This is a genomic window from Priestia sp. TRN 1309 (genome assembly GCF_050846875.1).
Lineage (GTDB): Bacteria > Bacillota > Bacilli > Bacillales > Bacillaceae_H > Priestia > Priestia zanthoxyli.
Genome location: NZ_JBOZGM010000006.1, coordinates 132,228 through 150,189 on the forward strand (window position 1 = coordinate 132,228; position 17,962 = coordinate 150,189).

A 17,962-nucleotide genomic window follows, 5' to 3' on the forward strand; every position below is an offset into this window, starting at 1 on the left:
TTCTAAAAATTTATATAGAAGCAGAGACCCTTTTTTGAATCTGCTCTTTCGACCCCAATTGACGCAAAACAAATGCGTTTGTATAATCATCGCTTGGCGTAAGATATACGGTTTTTTTAACCATTTTCTCTAGAGCTTTGAGAAACCCTTGAGCTTTCATTTCATTTATAACATCACTTCGCGTCTCAATCCAAATAGCCTCTTCTTCCGCGCCGCGATGTTCCCAAATTACACGTTCAATTTGAAAAGCAACCGTTTTGGAATCAATCATTTTACCGGTTCCTTCACATACTTCACAAGGCATAGTTAATGTTGACCCAATGCTATTGCGCACTTTCTTCCGCGTTAATTGCAATATGCCGAGCTCTGTAAAGCCAACTACATTCGTCCGCACTTCATCTTGTTCACATAGCTTTTTCATATACCTTTCTACTTCTGTCCGATCTTCTTTATGAGACATATTTATAAAATCAATTAAGATCATGCCGCCTAAGTGACGTAATTGCATCTGTTTGGACAGTTCATACGCAGCTTCCATATTTGTTTGAAACATCGTCTTTCGAATATTATCTTTTCCTGAAAACTTCCCCGTGTTCACGTCTACGACCGTCATCGCTTCCGTTTCGTCAATAACGATATAACCTCCACTTTTGAGCCACACGATTCGCTTTAAAAGCTTCTCTATTTGCCGTTCCACATCATAAAAGGAGAAAATATTTTCATTTCCTTTATAGTACTCTATTGACGAGTTAGGGTAGGCAGCTTGAAGATGCTGATATAGGTCAAAGTCATCTACTACTATCCCGTCAATTCCTTGTTGAAGTGCAGCTTGCACTCTTGTTTCGAGAAAATCTTGTCCTTTGCTGACTAGGGCAGGAGCTTTCATTCCCTGTGTCTGTCGTTCAAGGCGCTCATATTTCTTCTGTAGCTCTTTTATTTTGTGTTGGACCGCAGCTTCTGATTTTTCCTCAATCGCTGTTCGAAATAAAAAGCCTTCCATCCCCTGTTTTAACCGCTCGCCAAGCTGTTTCCACTGTTGGCGTTTTGGCTCATCTATTTTTTTGGATACAGCGACATAGTTTCCGTGCGGTAAATATACAAGCTCATCAGAAGAAAATTCAATAATACCCGTCAGCTTCGGCCCTTTTGTTCCAATGCCTTCTTTTACAACTTGAACCAATACTTTTTCTCCTTCACGAATAAAAGCAGACATCGGCTGCTGATCCTTGTGAGGATTATCTGACTGCTGATAGGATACAAGTTCATTTCGATGAATAAATCCGTTCATTGATAAACCAATATCGATAAAGGCTGCTTGCATATGCGGCAGGACTTTTACGACTTTACCCCAATATATATCACCAATAATTTGATTCTCGCTTTGTTCTTCTAAATATATTTTTTCTAGTGTTTTATCGTTTATCACGGCTATACGTTTGGAAGAAGTAGCCGCGTTAATGATACATGCCTTCACATACATTGCCTCACTTTAATCTAAATTCATAGGAAAAAGTTCGGTCAGTGCAACCGAACTTTTTTCATTCTATTCTATGTTACTAGAAATCAGTAAACTGTTACAAGTTCATCTAGTGGGCTATTTGTTCTTTTTTCTACAAAGTAAGCGTGTAAAAGTTCATTTTCATCAATTTGTACATGCTCGCCTGTTTGAGATGTAGCAATAATCATATGCTTACAACCTCTTTGGAATTTTTGCAGGACTTGATGGAGCGTCTCACTGGTTGATACACTTAGCGTTTTTAAAGCTCCAATTGGATGCTCTTTTCCATGATACCTCTCCAACAAAAAGCGCATGTAGACAAATTGCCTGCTCTTCCATTCCAAATATCCGGATATAATTAAAAATGAAATAACAATCCATAAGTGCAGCTGAAAAGGATGCATAATGACGGCGTAGATAATACCGATAGCTAAAAAAAACGTTGATAACCGGAGTGCAAGCTTATGCGCTTCTAAAAATGGTAAAGAACGACTGCACATTAAAAAAAGCAGCTTCCCTCCGTCCAATGGCCAAATGGGCAAAAGGTTAAATAGTAAAATTACTGTGCATTGAAACATAAATTGCTCATACGTTTCCAAAGACAACACATTTATTTTCATTAATAAGAAAGCAGCTCCAAACATCCAAAGATGCTGAAGAGGTCCACTTATTGTCACAATAAACTCTTCTCGAAATGGACGATTACCATGTTCATCTACTTCTGCTACTCCTCCAAAAGGTAAGAGCATAATTCTACGAATTCGCCAAGAAAAACACTGAGCCGCTACGGCGTGGCCCAGTTCATGAATAATTACAATAATAAATAACAAAAAAAGCTGCTTTACCGTAGCCGTTAAGATACCAATTACGAAAATCCCCCAAAACAATGGATGAATGTGAATTTTCATCAATAACGAAAAAGCACTATTCAAATTGAATCACCTGACTAGGATCCACAAACTTATCGCCTTTTTTAATAGCAAAATAGAACGTTCCAGCATCGCCTTTTTTACTGTTTTCCACAATTCCTACTTCTTTGCCTTTATTCACAAAATCATACATGCTAACATTGATTTTTTTGAGCTGTCCATACCAAGTTTCAGTTCCATCGGCATGTTGAATAATAACGGTATTCCCAGTATCATCACGTTTTCCTACATACCTTACAATACCTTCACTCATTGCTTCTACAACAGAATCCACTCCTGTTTGAACCGTCACCCCTTGCTTACTTTGAGCAAATGTTTCCGTTACTTTCCCTGAAGCTGGAGTAGCGTATTCTCCGCTTACACTTTGCTCCGTTTTGCTAGACTCCTTATTCGGCAGGAGCGTTAACGGCTTCCCAAACTTATCTTCATACCAAGAGGAAACAGCTGCAAACTGAAATTCTTTATCCATTGTTTGTTGAACCACCACTCTGGCCTGTTCAAAAGCAGGAGAAGCGTTCTTGAACATAATCCCTACAATTAACACTAAGCAGGCCGAAGCTAAAATTTTAAATAAAAAGCGTTCTTTTCGAAATAACGGGTGATATTCCTTTGCTGATGGTGTGTATTCAACCGCAGAATAATCCATCGATCCATATTTTTCTTCTTCACTCATTAAGGACGTATGAAGAGGTTCTTGAGGAAGACGCTTCGTTGTATTTAATTGTTTTCGCTTGCGCTCAGCAATTCGTTTACGGATTTCATCAGCACGTCGATTCATGATTCATCATTCTCCTTGTTCTTATCGTATAATCAACTATATGACTTGTCCGTGGAGCTTATGACAGCTTGACTCTACAAAATCACACAAATAAAAAAAGCTTCCTCTATCGGAAGCTTTTTAAGAACGAACACCAAAGAATCGTTTAATACGTGCAAACATTCCCTTATCTTCTTCATCTAACGATTGAAGAGGAACCGTTTCACCTAGAATACGTCTTGCAATATTACGATATGCAATTGATGCTTTGCTTGATGGATCCATGACAATTGGTTCACCGTTGTTAGAAGCACGAATAACATTTTCATCGTCAGCAACGATTCCAATTAAATCAACAGCCAGAAGCTGAGAAATTTCTTCCACGTCCAGCATGTCTCCATTTTTCATCATATGACTACGGATTCGGTTAATAACCAGTTTTGGAGATTCGATATCCTCTTGCTCCAATAATCCAATAATACGGTCAGCATCACGAACAGCTGAAACTTCCGGTGTTGTCACAACGAGTGCCTTATCAGCGCCAGCTACGGCATTCTTATAGCCTTGTTCAATACCAGCTGGGCAATCAATAACCACATAGTCATAGTCTTGCTTTAACTGAAGAACTAACTCTCGCATTTGTTCTGGTTGAACAGCTGTTTTGTCACTCGTTTGAGCAGCAGGAAGTAAGTACAAACATTCAAAACGCTTGTCCTTAATCAAGGCTTTTTGCGGTTGGCATCGACCTTCTACCACGTCTACAAGATCATAAATAATACGATTTTCAAGCCCCATTACAACATCCAAGTTGCGTAAGCCGATATCAGTGTCTACTAGACACACGCGCTTTCCAGCTAATGCTAGAGCAGTACCTAAATTGGCTGATGTCGTTGTTTTTCCAACTCCACCTTTACCAGACGTAACAACAATAGCCTCTCCCACTGTCAAATTCTCCTTTCTACCCTGGTCAAATTCGGTCTTAGATGCGGTAAAGCTTGCACGCGATCTATCACCATTTGATCATTATCATCTAAGTATGCACATTCCATTATATTCTCTTCCTTCTCACTGCGCTCTTCTTCTGATCGGGTAATGATATCAGCAATGCGCAGCTGTGAAGGTTTCATTAACGATGCAGCAATAACGGCGTTTTTATTGCCGCGATATCCTGCATGAGCAATCCCTTTTAAAGCACCTAATACAAATAAATTTCCTCCAGCTACAACGGTTCCTCCGGGATTTACGTCTCCGACTAGAAGCAAATCGCCTTCTACATGGAGAACCTGTCCTGAACGAACTACCTTTGTAACAGATACTAATTCACTTTCTTCTCTTACTCGGACTGCATCTTGCTTTAAAATAACGTTACTATCAATTTGTTTAACTACTAAATACTGATTTTCTTCTATGAGCGCCTTCAATTCGGTTTCCTGCTCTGTAGTTAAATAACGATTTCCGATTTTGACATACACTGTGACGATTTGATCGGCATCGCCATGCTTATTTGTCAAAAGCTTCGTCTTAAGTTCCGTCAAAAGCTCTGCAAATGAACATGTATCATTGAGATGCAACGTTAATCCATCTTTTGTTCCTTTAATTGTCACATTTTGTTGCTTTTGTTTATTCAAGACGCTCACCTCAACGAATATATAATTTCGACAGAGACTTACTCAATTCCTTTTTTTCGTTTCTTCAATCAGCATTTTTATCACATCACGAACGAGAAGCGTAATATATTTTCGGATCAGCGTTCATCGATAAATTTAGCGAAATATTGAAAACATCTTTGAAGCGGAAATGCAAAAATGAGTGCAAATATGGCATTTAAAATGATGGTTGCGTAAAATCGCTCTTGCAAGAAGCGACCAATGGTCATATCGGATATATTAATAATGCTATTAATTCCATATACATAAAACTCAATAATGGCTACAGCTAATAGCGACATGCAGATTACGATAAGCGTATTTTGCTGAAAAATCTTCATTAGTTTTGATACGATATAGCATACGGCCGGCAATCCAAGCGCGTATACTCCTAAGACATCCGTAAAGGCAATATCGTACATGAATCCAAGGATTACCCCATATAGCATCGCTTGCTTTGGGTGATAATACACTGCCATAAAAGCCAGTACCACTACAACAAAGTGAGGCGATAGAATCCAGTCTCGCCATGGTGATGCCATGGCGACAAAATTAACAAAGATACTTTCAAACATAAAAACGACAAGCACGAGAATAGGAAGGACAAACCGCTTCATCAGTTAGCCTCCTCCGCCCCTAAATCGTCTTCAGCAGCGGGCGCACTTCTTTTAGCTACAACTACGTTATCTAAGTCATACAAGTCAGCAGCAGGTTTGATATAAGCTTTTTTCGTTAATCCATATTCATCAGGCTCAATTTTTGTGATAACGCCAATTGGAAGATTGCTAGGAAAAATGCCGTCTTCTTGTCCTAGACCGGACGTTACTACTTTTTGCTTTTCTTTAATATCAGCATCAAAAGGAATACGACGCATAACAAGCGCCTGTTCTTTATCATCATAGCCTTCAATTAAACCAAACACTTCTTTTTTAGCCTGAATTTTAGCAGATACACGGTTTGTACGATCTGATGAACTAATTAACTGCACAGTAGATGTGAACTTAGATGCATGCTTCACTTTACCAATCAGCCCTTCAGGAGTCATAACAGCCATATTTTCCTGTACATTATGAACCGTCCCTTTATCAATGGCAATTACCTCATGCCAACGGTCTGGATTACGAGCAATAACTGTTGCTTCGATTGGATTGTATTGACTTAAATCCGTTTTTTTGTCGAGCTGTGCTCTTAATTTTTTATTTTCTTGCTGCAAAGCGTTGGCTTTCGTTTCTAATTGCATGCGTTCGTCTAAACGGGCTTTTAATACCTCGTTTTCTTCGTATGTACGCTTTAAGTCACCTACATTCTGAAAGAAACCCGCTACAAATTGTGCGGGTTCATTAAAGGTAGCCTGAACAAGACCAACCGTATCTTTGACAAACTGTTCAGGCCACGTTACATTTTTACGACCATTTAACGAAAAACCAATCAATGCCACTAATACAATAATACTGACCAATAAAATAACTAAACGTTTATTTAAGAAAAATTGTGGCACGATCTACACCTCTTAATATTTAGCGATATGAATCGCTTGTACGATTTTTAAATAAATCAATGTGTTCTAACGCTTTCCCAGTTCCAATTGCAACACAGTCAAGCGGATCTTCTGCGATGACAACCGGCATATTTGTTTCTTCACTAATAACTTTATCTAAATTACGTAGCAATGCGCCACCGCCTGTTAATACAATACCGCGATCCATAATATCTGCCGCAAGTTCAGGTGGTGTTTTTTCTAATGTACTTTTTACTGAATCGACAATAGAAGCCACTGTATCTTTTAGCGCTTCTGCAATTTCTTCTGCTGAAATTTCGATTGTTTTCGGTAGACCTGTTAGTAAGTCACGTCCGCGAATTTCCATGTTTTCAATACCTTCTGGAATTCCGGCAGAACCGACTTCTACTTTTAATGCTTCTGACGTACGCTCACCGATCATTAAATTGTAATTCTTGCGAATATATTGAATAATCGCTTCATCCATCTCGTCCCCAGCGATACGGATTGACTGACATGTTACGATTCCGCCTAAAGAAATAATCGCAACTTCTGTTGTTCCTCCACCAATATCTACTACCATACTTCCCGTTGGCTCCCAAACCGGTAGATTGGCGCCGATTGCTGCAGCAAACGGTTCTTCAATTGTATACGCATCACGCGCGCCAGCCTGACGAGTCGCATCAATAACGGCACGCTTCTCAACAGCTGTAATGCCAGAAGGTACACAAACCATTACATACGGCTTACCCGCAAACAAACTTTTTGTTTTTTGAGCTTGATTGATGTAATATTTCATCATCGTCGCAGTTGTTTCGTAATCTGCAATAACTCCATCTTTCATTGGACGAAGGGCTACTACGTTCCCAGGTGTACGACCAATCATATTTTTTGCATCGTTACCTACCGCAACGATTTGTTTTGTATCAGTTTGCAAAGCCACAACAGACGGCTCACGCACAACAATTCCTTTTCCTTTTACATAAACGAGCGTATTTGCAGTACCCAAATCTATTCCAAGGTCTCTAGTACCGATTCCAAACATGTGTCTCTTCCTTTCTCTTACCAAAATGCAAAGGTAAAAATTCCATAATTCAATTTCTTCATTTCATAAGTAACATTTTTTATTTTCTATACTTTTTTCATAGATGTCAACGCCAAATATTGTATGATAAAAAGTCATACTTTGTCTATTAATAACGAATGATTGTAAAGAACTTGTCATTTAAAATCATGACTACTATTATAACCCAAGGATTTTAAAAAGCATAGCCTTACATGTATCCTTTTTCTTTTAAACTAATATATTTTCGATCTCCGATAATTAAATGATCTAACAATTCAATTCCTATGATAAATCCGCACTCTTTTAAGCGCTTCGTTACCTCTATATCTTCTCTGCTGGGAGTAGGGTCGCCGGAGGGATGATTATGAATACAAATAAGAGATGCAGCTGAACGGCGAAAGGCTTCTTTAAATACTTCTCTTGGATGGACAATAGATGAATTGAGGCTTCCGATAAAAATGGTTTGCTTGTGGAGAACTTGATTTTTCGTGTTGAGGTATAAACAGACGAAATGCTCTTGGGACAGCACGCGCATTTCTTCCATCACATAATTAGCTCCGTCTTCAGGGCCATGAATGGTATATCGCTCACTAGATTTCCGCTGTACAATCCTCTTACCTATTTCAATAGCCGCTATAATTTGAATCGCTTTTGCAGGTCCGATACCTTTAATATTCATCATTTCATCAAGCGATGCATGCTGTAAAAGTTGAAGACCTTCAAAATGCGTTAATATGCGATTGGACAGCTGAAGAACAGATTCATCTTTGGTTCCGGTGCGCAGCAAAATAGCAATAAGCTCGTGGTTAGAAAGACTAGAAGCACCCATTGCCACAAGGCGCTCTCGAGGTCTTTCATCTTGAGGAAAATCTTTAATTAGCAATGATTGATCCAATTTCGTCACTCCTTTTTAGTAGACGAAACCGTATTGTTTTAGCTCACGTATTGTTCGGGAGAGCGGCAAGCCCACCACGGAGAAATAGTCTCCTTCAATTTTTTTAACTAGCGCAGCACCGAGACCTTGAATTCCATAAGAACCAGCCTTATCCATAGGCTCTCCTGACTCTACGTACTGTACGATTTCATCTTGTTCAATCGGCCAAAACTCTACATCAGTTTGTTCATAAAACGTATGAACTTTTGCATTTGATACGAACGCTACTCCAGTTAACACCTGATGTTTTTGACCTGACAGCATCGTAAGTGTTTCAATCGCTTCTTGTTTCGTTTTTGGCTTTCCTAAAATACGATTGCCATATACGACAACTGTATCGGCGCCTAGGACCATATCCTCTTTATAATGCGAAGCGACGTCCACTGCTTTTTGCCTAGCTAAATCCATTACTACCTCGGACGGAGTGTATGATGGATTGACGATTTCTTCAATTGTACTAACGTGAACGGTAAAGGGAATGTGAAGCTGCTGAAGTAATTCTTTTCGACGAGGAGAGCCTGAGGCTAAAATTAATGTTTGTTTCATACATCTCACCTTTGCATTTTGATTTAAAAAAAGAAGGACACACCGTTATTTTAGCAATTTCATCTCTAAATGACAATAAACAAGTGAGGCAGCATTACACTACCTCACCTGTTAAGACGTTACAAGGCTTTCATACTGCTGAAGAGCTTTTAACACGTATCCCTGAGCAAGCCAAGCGTCTTTACTGCTTTTATTGTCTTCATATGAAGAAAGAGAAGCCGCAGCCTTTTGAAGGGTTCTCACCATGGTTTTAATGTCTTCATTTGACGCTTCTTTCTGAACTTTTGTCAGCTCTTTTTTCAAAGATTTGATATCGGCTACCCGCTCTCCCTCAATCGCTTTAACAGATTGATCTAAGAGATTAGCCATAAACGGCTGCGCTGTTGTTATAACCGTTTGATCTTTTTTCCCTAATTCGCTGGTGGGCTTAATTTCATAAGACTTTACATATACATCTTTACCTTGTTGTTTATACGTTTTACTAAGTGCCTTTGCTTTTTCTTCTCCAGTGGCAGCACCAACGACAAGAGAATAGGTTTTAGGTGAAAAAATCTCGCCTGCTTCGTTCTCTTCTTTCCATTTATCCATTGCTTTATTTGCAGCAGTTTTTGATGAAAAAGCACCTGCTTGCACAATGTAAAAGGAAAAAGGGTCTAAAGTAGAAGCAGCAGCTGACGTATCCTTCGATTCCTGTTCGCTTTTCTTTTCAGCTTTACCAACACTTTCAGTGGCAGACGCTGTTTGAGCAGCTTTTTCTTCTTTCGCTCGCTCACTTGTTTGTGCTTTTCCTACAGGCTGTTCGCTTCCTGTCATCATTTTCACACCAACCATACCGATGCCGCTGCCTATTCCGACTGCTAGTAATACAATCACAGCCGTTCGTTTGATCACACCGCCGTTTACTGTTTTAATCGAAACATTTTTAGGGTGTAATCGCGGCTTTTTCTTCTTTTCATTTCTTACATCTTCAATAAACACCACTTTATTTTCTTCCACATGAGAATCTTTGGATGCCGGTTCCGGAAGAACCCACGTAAATTCGTCTTTTTCCGGCGCTTGTTCTTCCTTCTCATCCTTAGATTGACCATTGATTTTAATTGAAATTTTTCGTTCCTGCTTGTCCACTGCCCCACCGCCTTTAGTTAACGTAGTCTTAGTACCGGTTGTAAGCTGAGGTAAACCGACATAAAACATACACTTTTTTCCATGCTATCATAGAAGAAAAAAAAAATAACAAGACATTTGTCGTCTTGTTACAAAAGGTTTTCGCTATTTAGTTACAGAAATTTTAACTTTGTCGAAGACTTGAAGCTCAATAAAAATAGTTGCTAACATACCAATCTATCAATTCGTTTCCATGAAAATAAGCAGCGATTGTCCCTATAAAAATAAAAGGAACGAAAGGAATTGGTACACCTACCTTTGCCTTTTTCATTAATAATGCTCCTATACTAACGGTTCCGCCTATTAATATAGCTAAAAAAAGTGATAGCAAAACAAGCTTTACTCCAAGCACAATACCAATCAAACCATACAATTTAATATCTCCTTCTCCAAGGCCTCCTCTGCTGAGAAATGCGATTAGAAAGAGGAGAAAAAATGCGATTCCTCCTCCCATTAAAGAATCACTCCACGAAGTTAATGGAATGAAAAGACGCTCAAGAAGAAAGATAGGCAAAAAGAAAAGCAGCACCTTATTTGGGACAATCATATAGGCTATATCTGAGACAACGATAATTGTTAAAAAAGAAACAAAAGTTAATATGACAATCAGTTCTAACGTCATATTCAATCTTAAAAAAGCATATACAAATAAACTTCCTGTCGAAAATTCTACGAACGGGTAGATGAAGGAGATTTTTTTGCGACACATACTACATTTTCCTGCATTTTTAATGTAGGAGACTACGGGGATTAACTGTTGTGGAGAAAGAACGTATAAACAGTGTGGACAATGAGATCTTGGAGATAAAATAGATTTTCCCTGAGGAATTCTAAGGCCTGCTACGTTGTAAAATGAACCTAGAGTGATACCTGAAACGAATAGATAAAGGTAAATTATACTCATACGACTCCTTCCATTTCAGGGGTATAGAATACTAACTGTAGATTTTCTTTTGAATGGGGCAATGTATCTTTTCCTTTTAAATAGCTGCCAATAAACGGTATGAGAAAAGCTGCTAGAAGACCTATTACGATAACCAGTATGATCACTTGCGTGAGAGAAAGTCCTTTATTCTCTTTTGACAGTTTATCCATTTCCACACCTCTCTTTTATTGATTAGTATCAAACAGCTCCTTCATTAATAAACTGAATCTTAATACCCATAAAAGTCATATTCTGTATGCCTCCTTCCTTAAAACACACCTTTTATAGGTAATAAGGATTATACCACTAAAAAACAAAAACAGCATAAAAAAACGTCTGCAAAAGCAGACGTTTTTTAATAGTAAGGAGCCATAAATAAGTAGACAATTACACCTGTAAGGCTTACATAAAGCCAGATTGGCATTGTCCATCGCACAATTTTTTTATGTTTTTCAACTTGCATTGTCCAGCCCCACACAAGTGCAAACAGTGCCAGCGGAACGATAATCGCTGCTAAGAAACTGTGTGTGATCAAAATAAAGAAGTAAATGGGACGAACAATTCCTTCTCCACCAAACGTAGCTGTTTCCGTTGAGATATAGTGGAACGTTAAATATGAAACTAAAAAGAGCAGTGTAGAAGTGAATGCCGCTAAGATAAACCCTCTATGAGCATTGATGTTTTTTCTAAAGATTGAAATCAACGCTGCAACTAAAAAAATAAACGTAAAACTATTCAAAATAGCATTTAACCGTGGAAAGATAGTCAAATCAAAACTTACTTTTCCTTGATAGCCAATATTCGAAAAGAATAGCAGTAAGATAATAACATTCGCTATCACTGAAAAGGTAAGAATAATACCGGTAAAGTTTTTATTACTTTTCGGTACAATTTTTTCATTATTCTTACTCATGTTAACAATCTCCTTATTTAGTGATGTACATGTTTATTATATATCACTTACCTAGGGGGTGAAAGTGACAATACTTTGAACTTAGTGCTTCCTTATTATTTGTATCCCTTTCTTACATTATGTTAAAAGCAGCAAGATTTCACTTGCTGCTTCTGCTCATTTGAGAAGAAAGGCCCGCACTTCTGATATAAAATACAGAGACCCTGTAATCACGACCATGTCTTGTTCACCTGTCGCCTTTTCCTTTACGTAAGCAATTGCTTTTTTCCACTCCTCGTCCATATGCTTATTACGATGAGTACTCATCTCATAAAGCTCTCCAGCTGCGCGAGCACGAGGAAAGTCAAACGACGTAAATGTAATACTTGCAGCGATTGTTTCAAGTTCTTGGACCATTCGATCAGCGCTTTTATCATTTAAGCAGCTGAAGATTAAATGAATGTTTCGATCTTCATAATGAAGGCGTAAAGTAGATAACAAGCTATCAATGCCTTCTGCATTATGAGCCCCGTCAATAATCGTTAAAGGATGCTCATTTACTATCTCAAAGCGGCCGTTCCACTTTGTATGCTGAATCCCTTTTATCATTTGCTCATTGGAGATAGAAAGCTTTTTCTTTTCTTTTAAATAACAAACGGCCATCACAGCCAAAGCTGCATTTTTAACTTGATGATAGCCAAGCATATTTAATTGCAAGTGTTCAAATGTACCATACGGCGTTTTTAACGTAAAGCCTTCTCCATTTGCTAAGGGCTCATAGTTTTCAATTTTAAATTCTTTTCCTAACACAAATAACGAAGCCTGCTTCAAATTTGCCTCTTCTGTAATGACGTCAAGCGCCTTTACTTGCTCTGCACCAGTAATAATAGGGACTTCTTTTTTAATAATCCCCGCTTTTTCTGCTGCAATTTCTTCTACCGTATCACCTAGTATCGCCATGTGATCAAATCCAATGTTTGTAATAATACTCACCATAGGATTCACAACGTTTGTTGAATCATATCGTCCCCCAAGACCTGTTTCAAACACAACATAGTCAACTGAATCATGATAGCCGAAATAAAGAAAAGCCATGATTGTAATCACTTCAAATTCCGTTGCTGACCCTAAGTCCGTATGTTCTAGTCGCTCCACTACAGGCTTTACTTCCTGAACAAGAGCGGTCATTGCTTCATTTGAAATAGGCTGTCCATTCACGCTAATCCGCTCATTAAATGTTTCGATATAAGGGGAAGTAAACGTTCCAACTTTATACCCTGCTTCTTCTAACATATTTCGCAAATACGAAACAGTAGAACCTTTACCATTCGTCCCAGCAACGTGAATAGCATTTATATTTTGCTGCGGAAAATCAAGCTGCTCTAGCATCCATTCCATTCGTTCTAACCCCGGCTTGATTCCAAAGCGAAGTCTGTTATGAATCCAATCAAGCGCTTCTTCATATGTCGTTATCATCTTTTATTCACCTTTCTTTTCCATCGCTATTATTATGTAAAGAAAAAGCGTCGCTATACAAGCCACGCTTTTTCTGTTAGTTTATTAACCCATTGATTATCCGCGTAATTCAGCAATACGAGACTGAACAGCTTCACGTTTTTCAACGTAATCTTGCTCTTTTGCACGCTCTTCTTCTACTACTTTAGCAGGCGCTTTTGCAATAAAGCCTTGGTTGTTTAATTTCTTTTGTACACGTTCTACTTCTTTGTTTAACTTATCGTATTCTTTTTCTAAACGGGCGATTTCTTCTTCGATATTAATTAAACCTTCAAGAGGTAAAATTAATTCTGCGCCTGTTACAACAGCAGTCATCGCTTTTTCATCTAATGAAACATCGGTTGAAATCACAAGCTCACTTGGATTACAGAAACGTTCTACATACGCACGATTCTTTTCAAGCTGACTTTGAATATTTTCATCTTTAGCTTTAATAAATAATTTTACTTGTTTGCTCATCGGCGTGTTCACTTCAGCACGAATGTTACGAACAGCACGGATAATATCTACAAGTAAACGCATATCGTTAGCAGCTTCTTTATCCGAAAGCTCAGCGCGTACTTCCGGCCATTTAGCTACTGTAATTGATTCACCTTCATGCGGCAAGCTTTGCCAAATTTCTTCAGTAATAAACGGCATGAATGGATGTAAAAGTCGCATTGTGTTATCAAGTACATAAGCTAAAATTGAGCGAGTGGTCTTTTTAGCTGCTTCATCTTCTCCGTAAAGAGGAAGTTTAGCCATTTCAATGTACCAATCGCAGAAGTCATCCCAAATAAAGTTATAAAGAATGCGTCCAACTTCACCAAATTCATATTTGTCAGCTAATTTTGTTACGTGCTCAATCGTTTCATTTAAGCGCGTTAAAATCCATTTATCCGCAACTGACTTTTCGCCTGATAAATCAAGCTCTTCAAATGTGATGCCGTCCATGTTCATTAATGCAAAACGAGAAGCATTCCAAATTTTATTTGCAAAGTTCCACGTCGCTTCGACTTTTTCAAAGCTGAAGCGTAAATCTTGTCCCGGTGAGCTTCCTGTAGATAAGAAATAGCGAAGAGAATCTGCACCGTATTTCTCGATTACTTCCATTGGATCTACGCCGTTACCAAGTGATTTACTCATCTTACGACCTTCAGCATCTCGTACAAGACCGTGAATAAGTACATCGTCAAACGGACGTTTACCCGTAAATTCAAGACCTTGGAAAATCATACGAGATACCCAGAAGAAAATAATGTCGTAGCCCGTTACAAGAACATTTGTTGGGTAGTAGCGTTTGAAATCAGCTGCATCCACATCCGGCCAGCCCATTGTTGAGAACGGCCATAGCGCTGAACTGAACCATGTGTCTAATACATCTGAATCCTGTTCCCAGTTTTCGATATCTGCTGGAGCCTCATGATCTACGTATACTTCTCCAGTTTCTTTATGATACCAAGCTGGAATGCGATGTCCCCACCAAAGCTGACGCGAAATACACCAGTCGCGAATATTTTCCATCCAGTGTAAGTATGTCTTTTCAAAACGATCAGGCACAAAGTTTACTTTTTCTTCTTGTTTTTGAAGATCTACTGCTTTATCTGCTAACGGCTGCATTTTTACAAACCACTGAGTTGATAAATAAGGTTCAACAACGGCACCGCTTCGTTCACTGTGACCTACTGAATGCATGTGGTCTTCAATGTTGAACAATACGCCGTCTTCTTGAAGGTCTTTAACAATTTGCTTACGGCAAGCAAAACGATCCATTCCTTCATATTTACCTGCTTTGTCATTCATCGTGCCGTCTTGATTCATCACTAAAATACGCTCTAAATTATGACGGTTTCCAATTTCAAAATCGTTCGGGTCATGAGCAGGCGTAATTTTTACCGCACCAGAACCGAATTCCATATCTACATAATCATCGCCTACGATTGGAATTTCACGACCTACAATCGGAAGGACAACCTTTTTGCCGATTAAGTGCTTATAGCGATCATCTTCAGGGTGAACAGCTACAGCCGTATCTCCTAGCATTGTTTCAGGACGAGTTGTTGCGATTTCAATATGTCCAGAACCATCTGCCAACGGATAGCGCATATGATAAAACGCACCTTGTACATCTTTGTAAATAACCTCGATGTCTGAAAGAGCTGTTTTTGTAGCTGGATCCCAGTTAATAATATATTCTCCGCGATAGATTAACCCTTTTTTGTAAAGCGTTACGAATACTTCGCGCACTGCTTTAGAAAGGCCTTCATCAAGCGTGAAGCGCTCGCGTGAATAGTCTAAGCCAAGTCCTAGCTTCGACCACTGCTGGCGAATAAAGCTTGCATATTCTTCTTTCCATTTCCACGTTTCGGCTACAAAATTTTCGCGGCCTAGATCGTAGCGGCTTTTCCCTTCGCTGCGAAGCTTTTCTTCTACTTTTGCCTGCGTTGCAATCCCCGCATGGTCCATGCCGGGAAGCCATAAAACGTCATAGCCTTGCATGCGCTTCATACGCGTTAAGATGTCTTGTAACGTTGTATCCCAAGCGTGGCCTAAATGCAGCTTGCCCGTTACGTTTGGGGGTGGAATTACAATTGTATATGGCTCTTTTTCAGGGTCATTTGTTGCTTCAAAAAACTTCCCGTCTAACCAATACTGATAACGATTTTCTTCAACGGCTTTTGGATCATACTTCGTTGGAAGAGTCACTTCTTTTTCAGACATAATGTATACCTCCATAATATAAAGTTTCAGTCTTTAGAAACTGTGTAAAGCTTTTATAAACATAAAAAAACTCCTTTCCTAATAAAAGGACGAAAGGAGTTGATTTCGCGGTACCACCTTTTTTTATAGACGTATCCCGTTTGATAAGCCTATACACTTCATTTCATAACGGTTGATTAACCGGCTTTTTCTACTGAGCTATGCAGCTGTTCAAAAAAGCTACTCATAGGCGACATTCCGAGTGCACATTCTTAAGAAATCTCACAGCAGCTGATTTCTCTCTCTGAAAGACGAACATCCCGTACTCTTCCTATTCACTGTATTTATGTATGAATTTCTCTTAATTATACTATATGAAAAAATGTTGAATCGTCAATAATCTTCTCCATTTTTTTATGATTATATTCATAATTTTTTTGTTCTGCTCTTTATTTTTTCATTCACTCGCTAATTTTGGAAATAAAATGAAAAGTCCGCTCAAAAAAATGGCACCATTTCTTTCTTTTTTCATATACTTACTTTAACCTGGGCACGTGGATTGAAAGGGGCATGTACAAATGAAGAAACGAATAAATGTAAATTCGTATCAGCTGCAGCGGTGGCTCAAAACAGCAGGAGCGGCTTGTGGACAGTTTATTGTTCCTTTAACAATTTTTCAAGGTATACGTACACTATTCTTCCCCACAACCTTTGATGTACTGTTGTTGGCACTTCTTGCCATACTAGCGGTTGCTTTATATTCGGACTGGATTTAAAAACCCAAGCGCTATTCGTTCGCTTGGGCTTGTGCAGCTGCTTCCGCTGCCATTTTTTTTTGCTGATCTACTTCAAATATTTTAATATTGAGCTGTTCAATGTTTTTCGTCAGCCAGTATGCTCGAATAAATGACTGCATATGTTCAAGCTCCGTTTTACTTTCTTTATGCTGCCTATATTGAACGATACACTGATACAAGGGTTCTGGAAACGCTAAATAACTGTGCAAAAGCAGTCTTTCCTCTTCTCTGAGAGCAAAATGTTTTTCATACGTACTAAACCACTCATAGCTGTCATAGGTAGTTACTGGGTACGTGCGAAGAGTACGGAAATAAAATGAGACCAAATCATAAATCGGTGAAGCATCTTTTGCATGTTCAAAGTTAATAAAAAAACCATTTCCCCGTTCGTCATAGATAAAATGTTTAGCCGATAGCTTTCCATGAGACGTAACCAGCCGGATCTTTTCCTTTTCTTCCATTTCATCGTTCCACTGATCGAGCTTTCCAAAACCAAACTCAAGCGCTCTTGTCATTTCATAATAAAATGTACAGTAATGCAATTCAAACGGGGACATATACACTTTCTTCTCGCATTCTACTACGTACTGCTTCAGCTCTTCCTGACGTTTTTCCCACGTTTCTTTCATCGATGTATAATGATTTTCTATATCTTCTTTTTTTACTTCTACTTCCTGCGCCGAAGCACCGTGAAGCTTAGCAAGCTCTTGAAATAATTTATGATATCGAATATCACGCTCTTCGGTTGGGTTATTTGGGAGCCACGGCATTAAGTAATACGAGCCGCTTTCATCTGAAACAATGGGCTGAGAACGCTTCGTTTGATAAATAGGGACAAAGCCCATCCACCCTTTTTGATACACGTTCTGCAACTTTTGAATGAAGTTCTGATTTCGCTCTTGATGATTCGCCATTTCTTTAAGCGCAAATACGCCAGTTTTTGTATAGACTTTTTTTACTTTTCCGTAGTCTTCGATAAAGTCAACATCTAAGTCATATTCTTTTAACAATACTTTGTAGTCTGCTACTGTCCGCTGCATCTATATTCTCCTTCCTCGTAAAAAATAAAGAAAACAGTTAAGACATTATATGCGTCAAAACTGTTTTCTTTCCGAC

18 protein-coding genes and 1 other annotated feature are annotated in these 17,962 nt (G+C 38.7%); of the genes, 1 reads left to right on the top strand and 17 read right to left on the bottom strand.

Annotated elements, in window-relative coordinates; translation table 11 throughout:
- Positions 1 to 10 precede the first annotated feature (10 nt).
- The 16 genes from ACRPLQ_RS22180 to ACRPLQ_RS22255 form a co-directional block, all read right to left on the bottom strand.
- Positions 11 to 1,480: an Rne/Rng family ribonuclease gene (locus tag ACRPLQ_RS22180; protein WP_099000509.1), complete on the bottom strand. Its 1,470-nt coding sequence runs from the start codon at positions 1,478 to 1,480 to the stop codon at positions 11 to 13.
- 83 nt (positions 1,481 to 1,563) lie between these two features.
- Positions 1,564 to 2,430, bottom strand: a complete 867-nt coding sequence (locus ACRPLQ_RS22185; RefSeq protein WP_033579652.1) for a M50 family metallopeptidase — start codon at positions 2,428 to 2,430, stop codon at positions 1,564 to 1,566.
- Positions 2,423 to 3,205, bottom strand: coding sequence for a M23 family metallopeptidase (locus ACRPLQ_RS22190; protein ID WP_028411716.1), 783 nt, complete (start codon positions 3,203 to 3,205; stop codon positions 2,423 to 2,425). The genes ACRPLQ_RS22185 and ACRPLQ_RS22190 overlap by 8 nt, the downstream gene beginning before the upstream one ends.
- A gap of 120 nt (positions 3,206 to 3,325) precedes the next feature.
- The gene (minD, locus tag ACRPLQ_RS22195) at positions 3,326 to 4,126 is read right to left on the bottom strand and encodes a septum site-determining protein MinD (protein WP_013059341.1); all 801 of its coding nucleotides are present in this window, start codon (positions 4,124 to 4,126) and stop codon (positions 3,326 to 3,328) included.
- A 2-nt stretch (positions 4,127 to 4,128) separates the two neighbouring features.
- A complete protein-coding gene (minC, locus tag ACRPLQ_RS22200) occupies positions 4,129 to 4,812 on the bottom strand; it encodes a septum site-determining protein MinC (protein ID WP_028411717.1) in 684 nt (227 codons plus the stop codon).
- A gap of 116 nt (positions 4,813 to 4,928) precedes the next feature.
- On the bottom strand, positions 4,929 to 5,447 hold the full coding sequence (gene mreD / locus ACRPLQ_RS22205; protein WP_014458115.1) for a rod shape-determining protein MreD: 519 nt from the start codon (positions 5,445 to 5,447) through the stop codon (positions 4,929 to 4,931).
- Complete coding sequence (gene mreC, locus ACRPLQ_RS22210) at positions 5,447 to 6,328, bottom strand: rod shape-determining protein MreC (protein ID WP_013059344.1); 882 nt, start codon at positions 6,326 to 6,328, stop codon at positions 5,447 to 5,449. Before mreC ends, mreD begins: the two co-directional genes overlap by 1 nt.
- A 19-nt stretch (positions 6,329 to 6,347) precedes the next feature.
- Complete coding sequence (locus tag ACRPLQ_RS22215; RefSeq protein WP_013059345.1) at positions 6,348 to 7,373, bottom strand: rod shape-determining protein; 1,026 nt, start codon at positions 7,371 to 7,373, stop codon at positions 6,348 to 6,350.
- A 229-nt stretch (positions 7,374 to 7,602) separates the two neighbouring features.
- Entirely contained in the window at positions 7,603 to 8,289 is a 687-nt protein-coding gene (gene radC, locus ACRPLQ_RS22220) for a RadC family protein (RefSeq protein WP_028411718.1), read from the bottom strand.
- Positions 8,290 to 8,304: 15 nt separating this feature from the next.
- Entirely contained in the window at positions 8,305 to 8,874 is a 570-nt protein-coding gene (locus ACRPLQ_RS22225; protein ID WP_033579650.1) for a Maf family protein, read from the bottom strand.
- A gap of 111 nt (positions 8,875 to 8,985) precedes the next feature.
- On the bottom strand, positions 8,986 to 10,068 hold the full coding sequence (locus ACRPLQ_RS22230; protein WP_033579649.1) for an SPOR domain-containing protein: 1,083 nt from the start codon (positions 10,066 to 10,068) through the stop codon (positions 8,986 to 8,988).
- 118 nt (positions 10,069 to 10,186) lie between these two features.
- Entirely contained in the window at positions 10,187 to 10,942 is a 756-nt protein-coding gene (locus ACRPLQ_RS22235) for a prepilin peptidase (protein ID WP_432236279.1), read from the bottom strand.
- A complete protein-coding gene (locus ACRPLQ_RS22240; RefSeq protein WP_033579647.1) occupies positions 10,939 to 11,133 on the bottom strand; it encodes a hypothetical protein in 195 nt (64 codons plus the stop codon). Before ACRPLQ_RS22240 ends, ACRPLQ_RS22235 begins: the two co-directional genes overlap by 4 nt.
- 185 nt (positions 11,134 to 11,318) lie before the next feature.
- A complete protein-coding gene (locus ACRPLQ_RS22245; RefSeq protein ID WP_028411723.1) occupies positions 11,319 to 11,876 on the bottom strand; it encodes a DUF420 domain-containing protein in 558 nt (185 codons plus the stop codon).
- Positions 11,877 to 12,032: 156 nt separating this feature from the next.
- Positions 12,033 to 13,331, bottom strand: a complete 1,299-nt coding sequence (locus ACRPLQ_RS22250; RefSeq protein WP_028411724.1) for a bifunctional folylpolyglutamate synthase/dihydrofolate synthase — start codon at positions 13,329 to 13,331, stop codon at positions 12,033 to 12,035.
- Positions 13,332 to 13,427: 96 nt separating this feature from the next.
- Positions 13,428 to 16,070 carry a valine--tRNA ligase gene (locus tag ACRPLQ_RS22255; protein ID WP_034265552.1) on the bottom strand — a complete coding sequence of 881 codons (2,643 nt, stop codon included), beginning with the start codon at positions 16,068 to 16,070 and terminating at the stop codon, positions 13,428 to 13,430.
- An 82-nt stretch (positions 16,071 to 16,152) separates the two neighbouring features.
- Positions 16,153 to 16,397 (bottom strand) — a binding site (T-box leader).
- Positions 16,398 to 16,627: 230 nt separating this feature from the next.
- Between ACRPLQ_RS22255 and ACRPLQ_RS22260 the strand changes: the two genes are divergently transcribed.
- Positions 16,628 to 16,825, top strand: coding sequence for a hypothetical protein (locus ACRPLQ_RS22260; RefSeq protein WP_013059354.1), 198 nt, complete (start codon positions 16,628 to 16,630; stop codon positions 16,823 to 16,825).
- An 11-nt stretch (positions 16,826 to 16,836) separates the two neighbouring features.
- Here the strand turns inward: ACRPLQ_RS22260 and ysxE are convergent, their stop codons facing one another.
- The gene (ysxE, locus tag ACRPLQ_RS22265) at positions 16,837 to 17,886 is read right to left on the bottom strand and encodes a spore coat protein YsxE (RefSeq protein WP_013085128.1); all 1,050 of its coding nucleotides are present in this window, start codon (positions 17,884 to 17,886) and stop codon (positions 16,837 to 16,839) included.
- Positions 17,887 to 17,962: the final 76 nt, after the last annotated feature.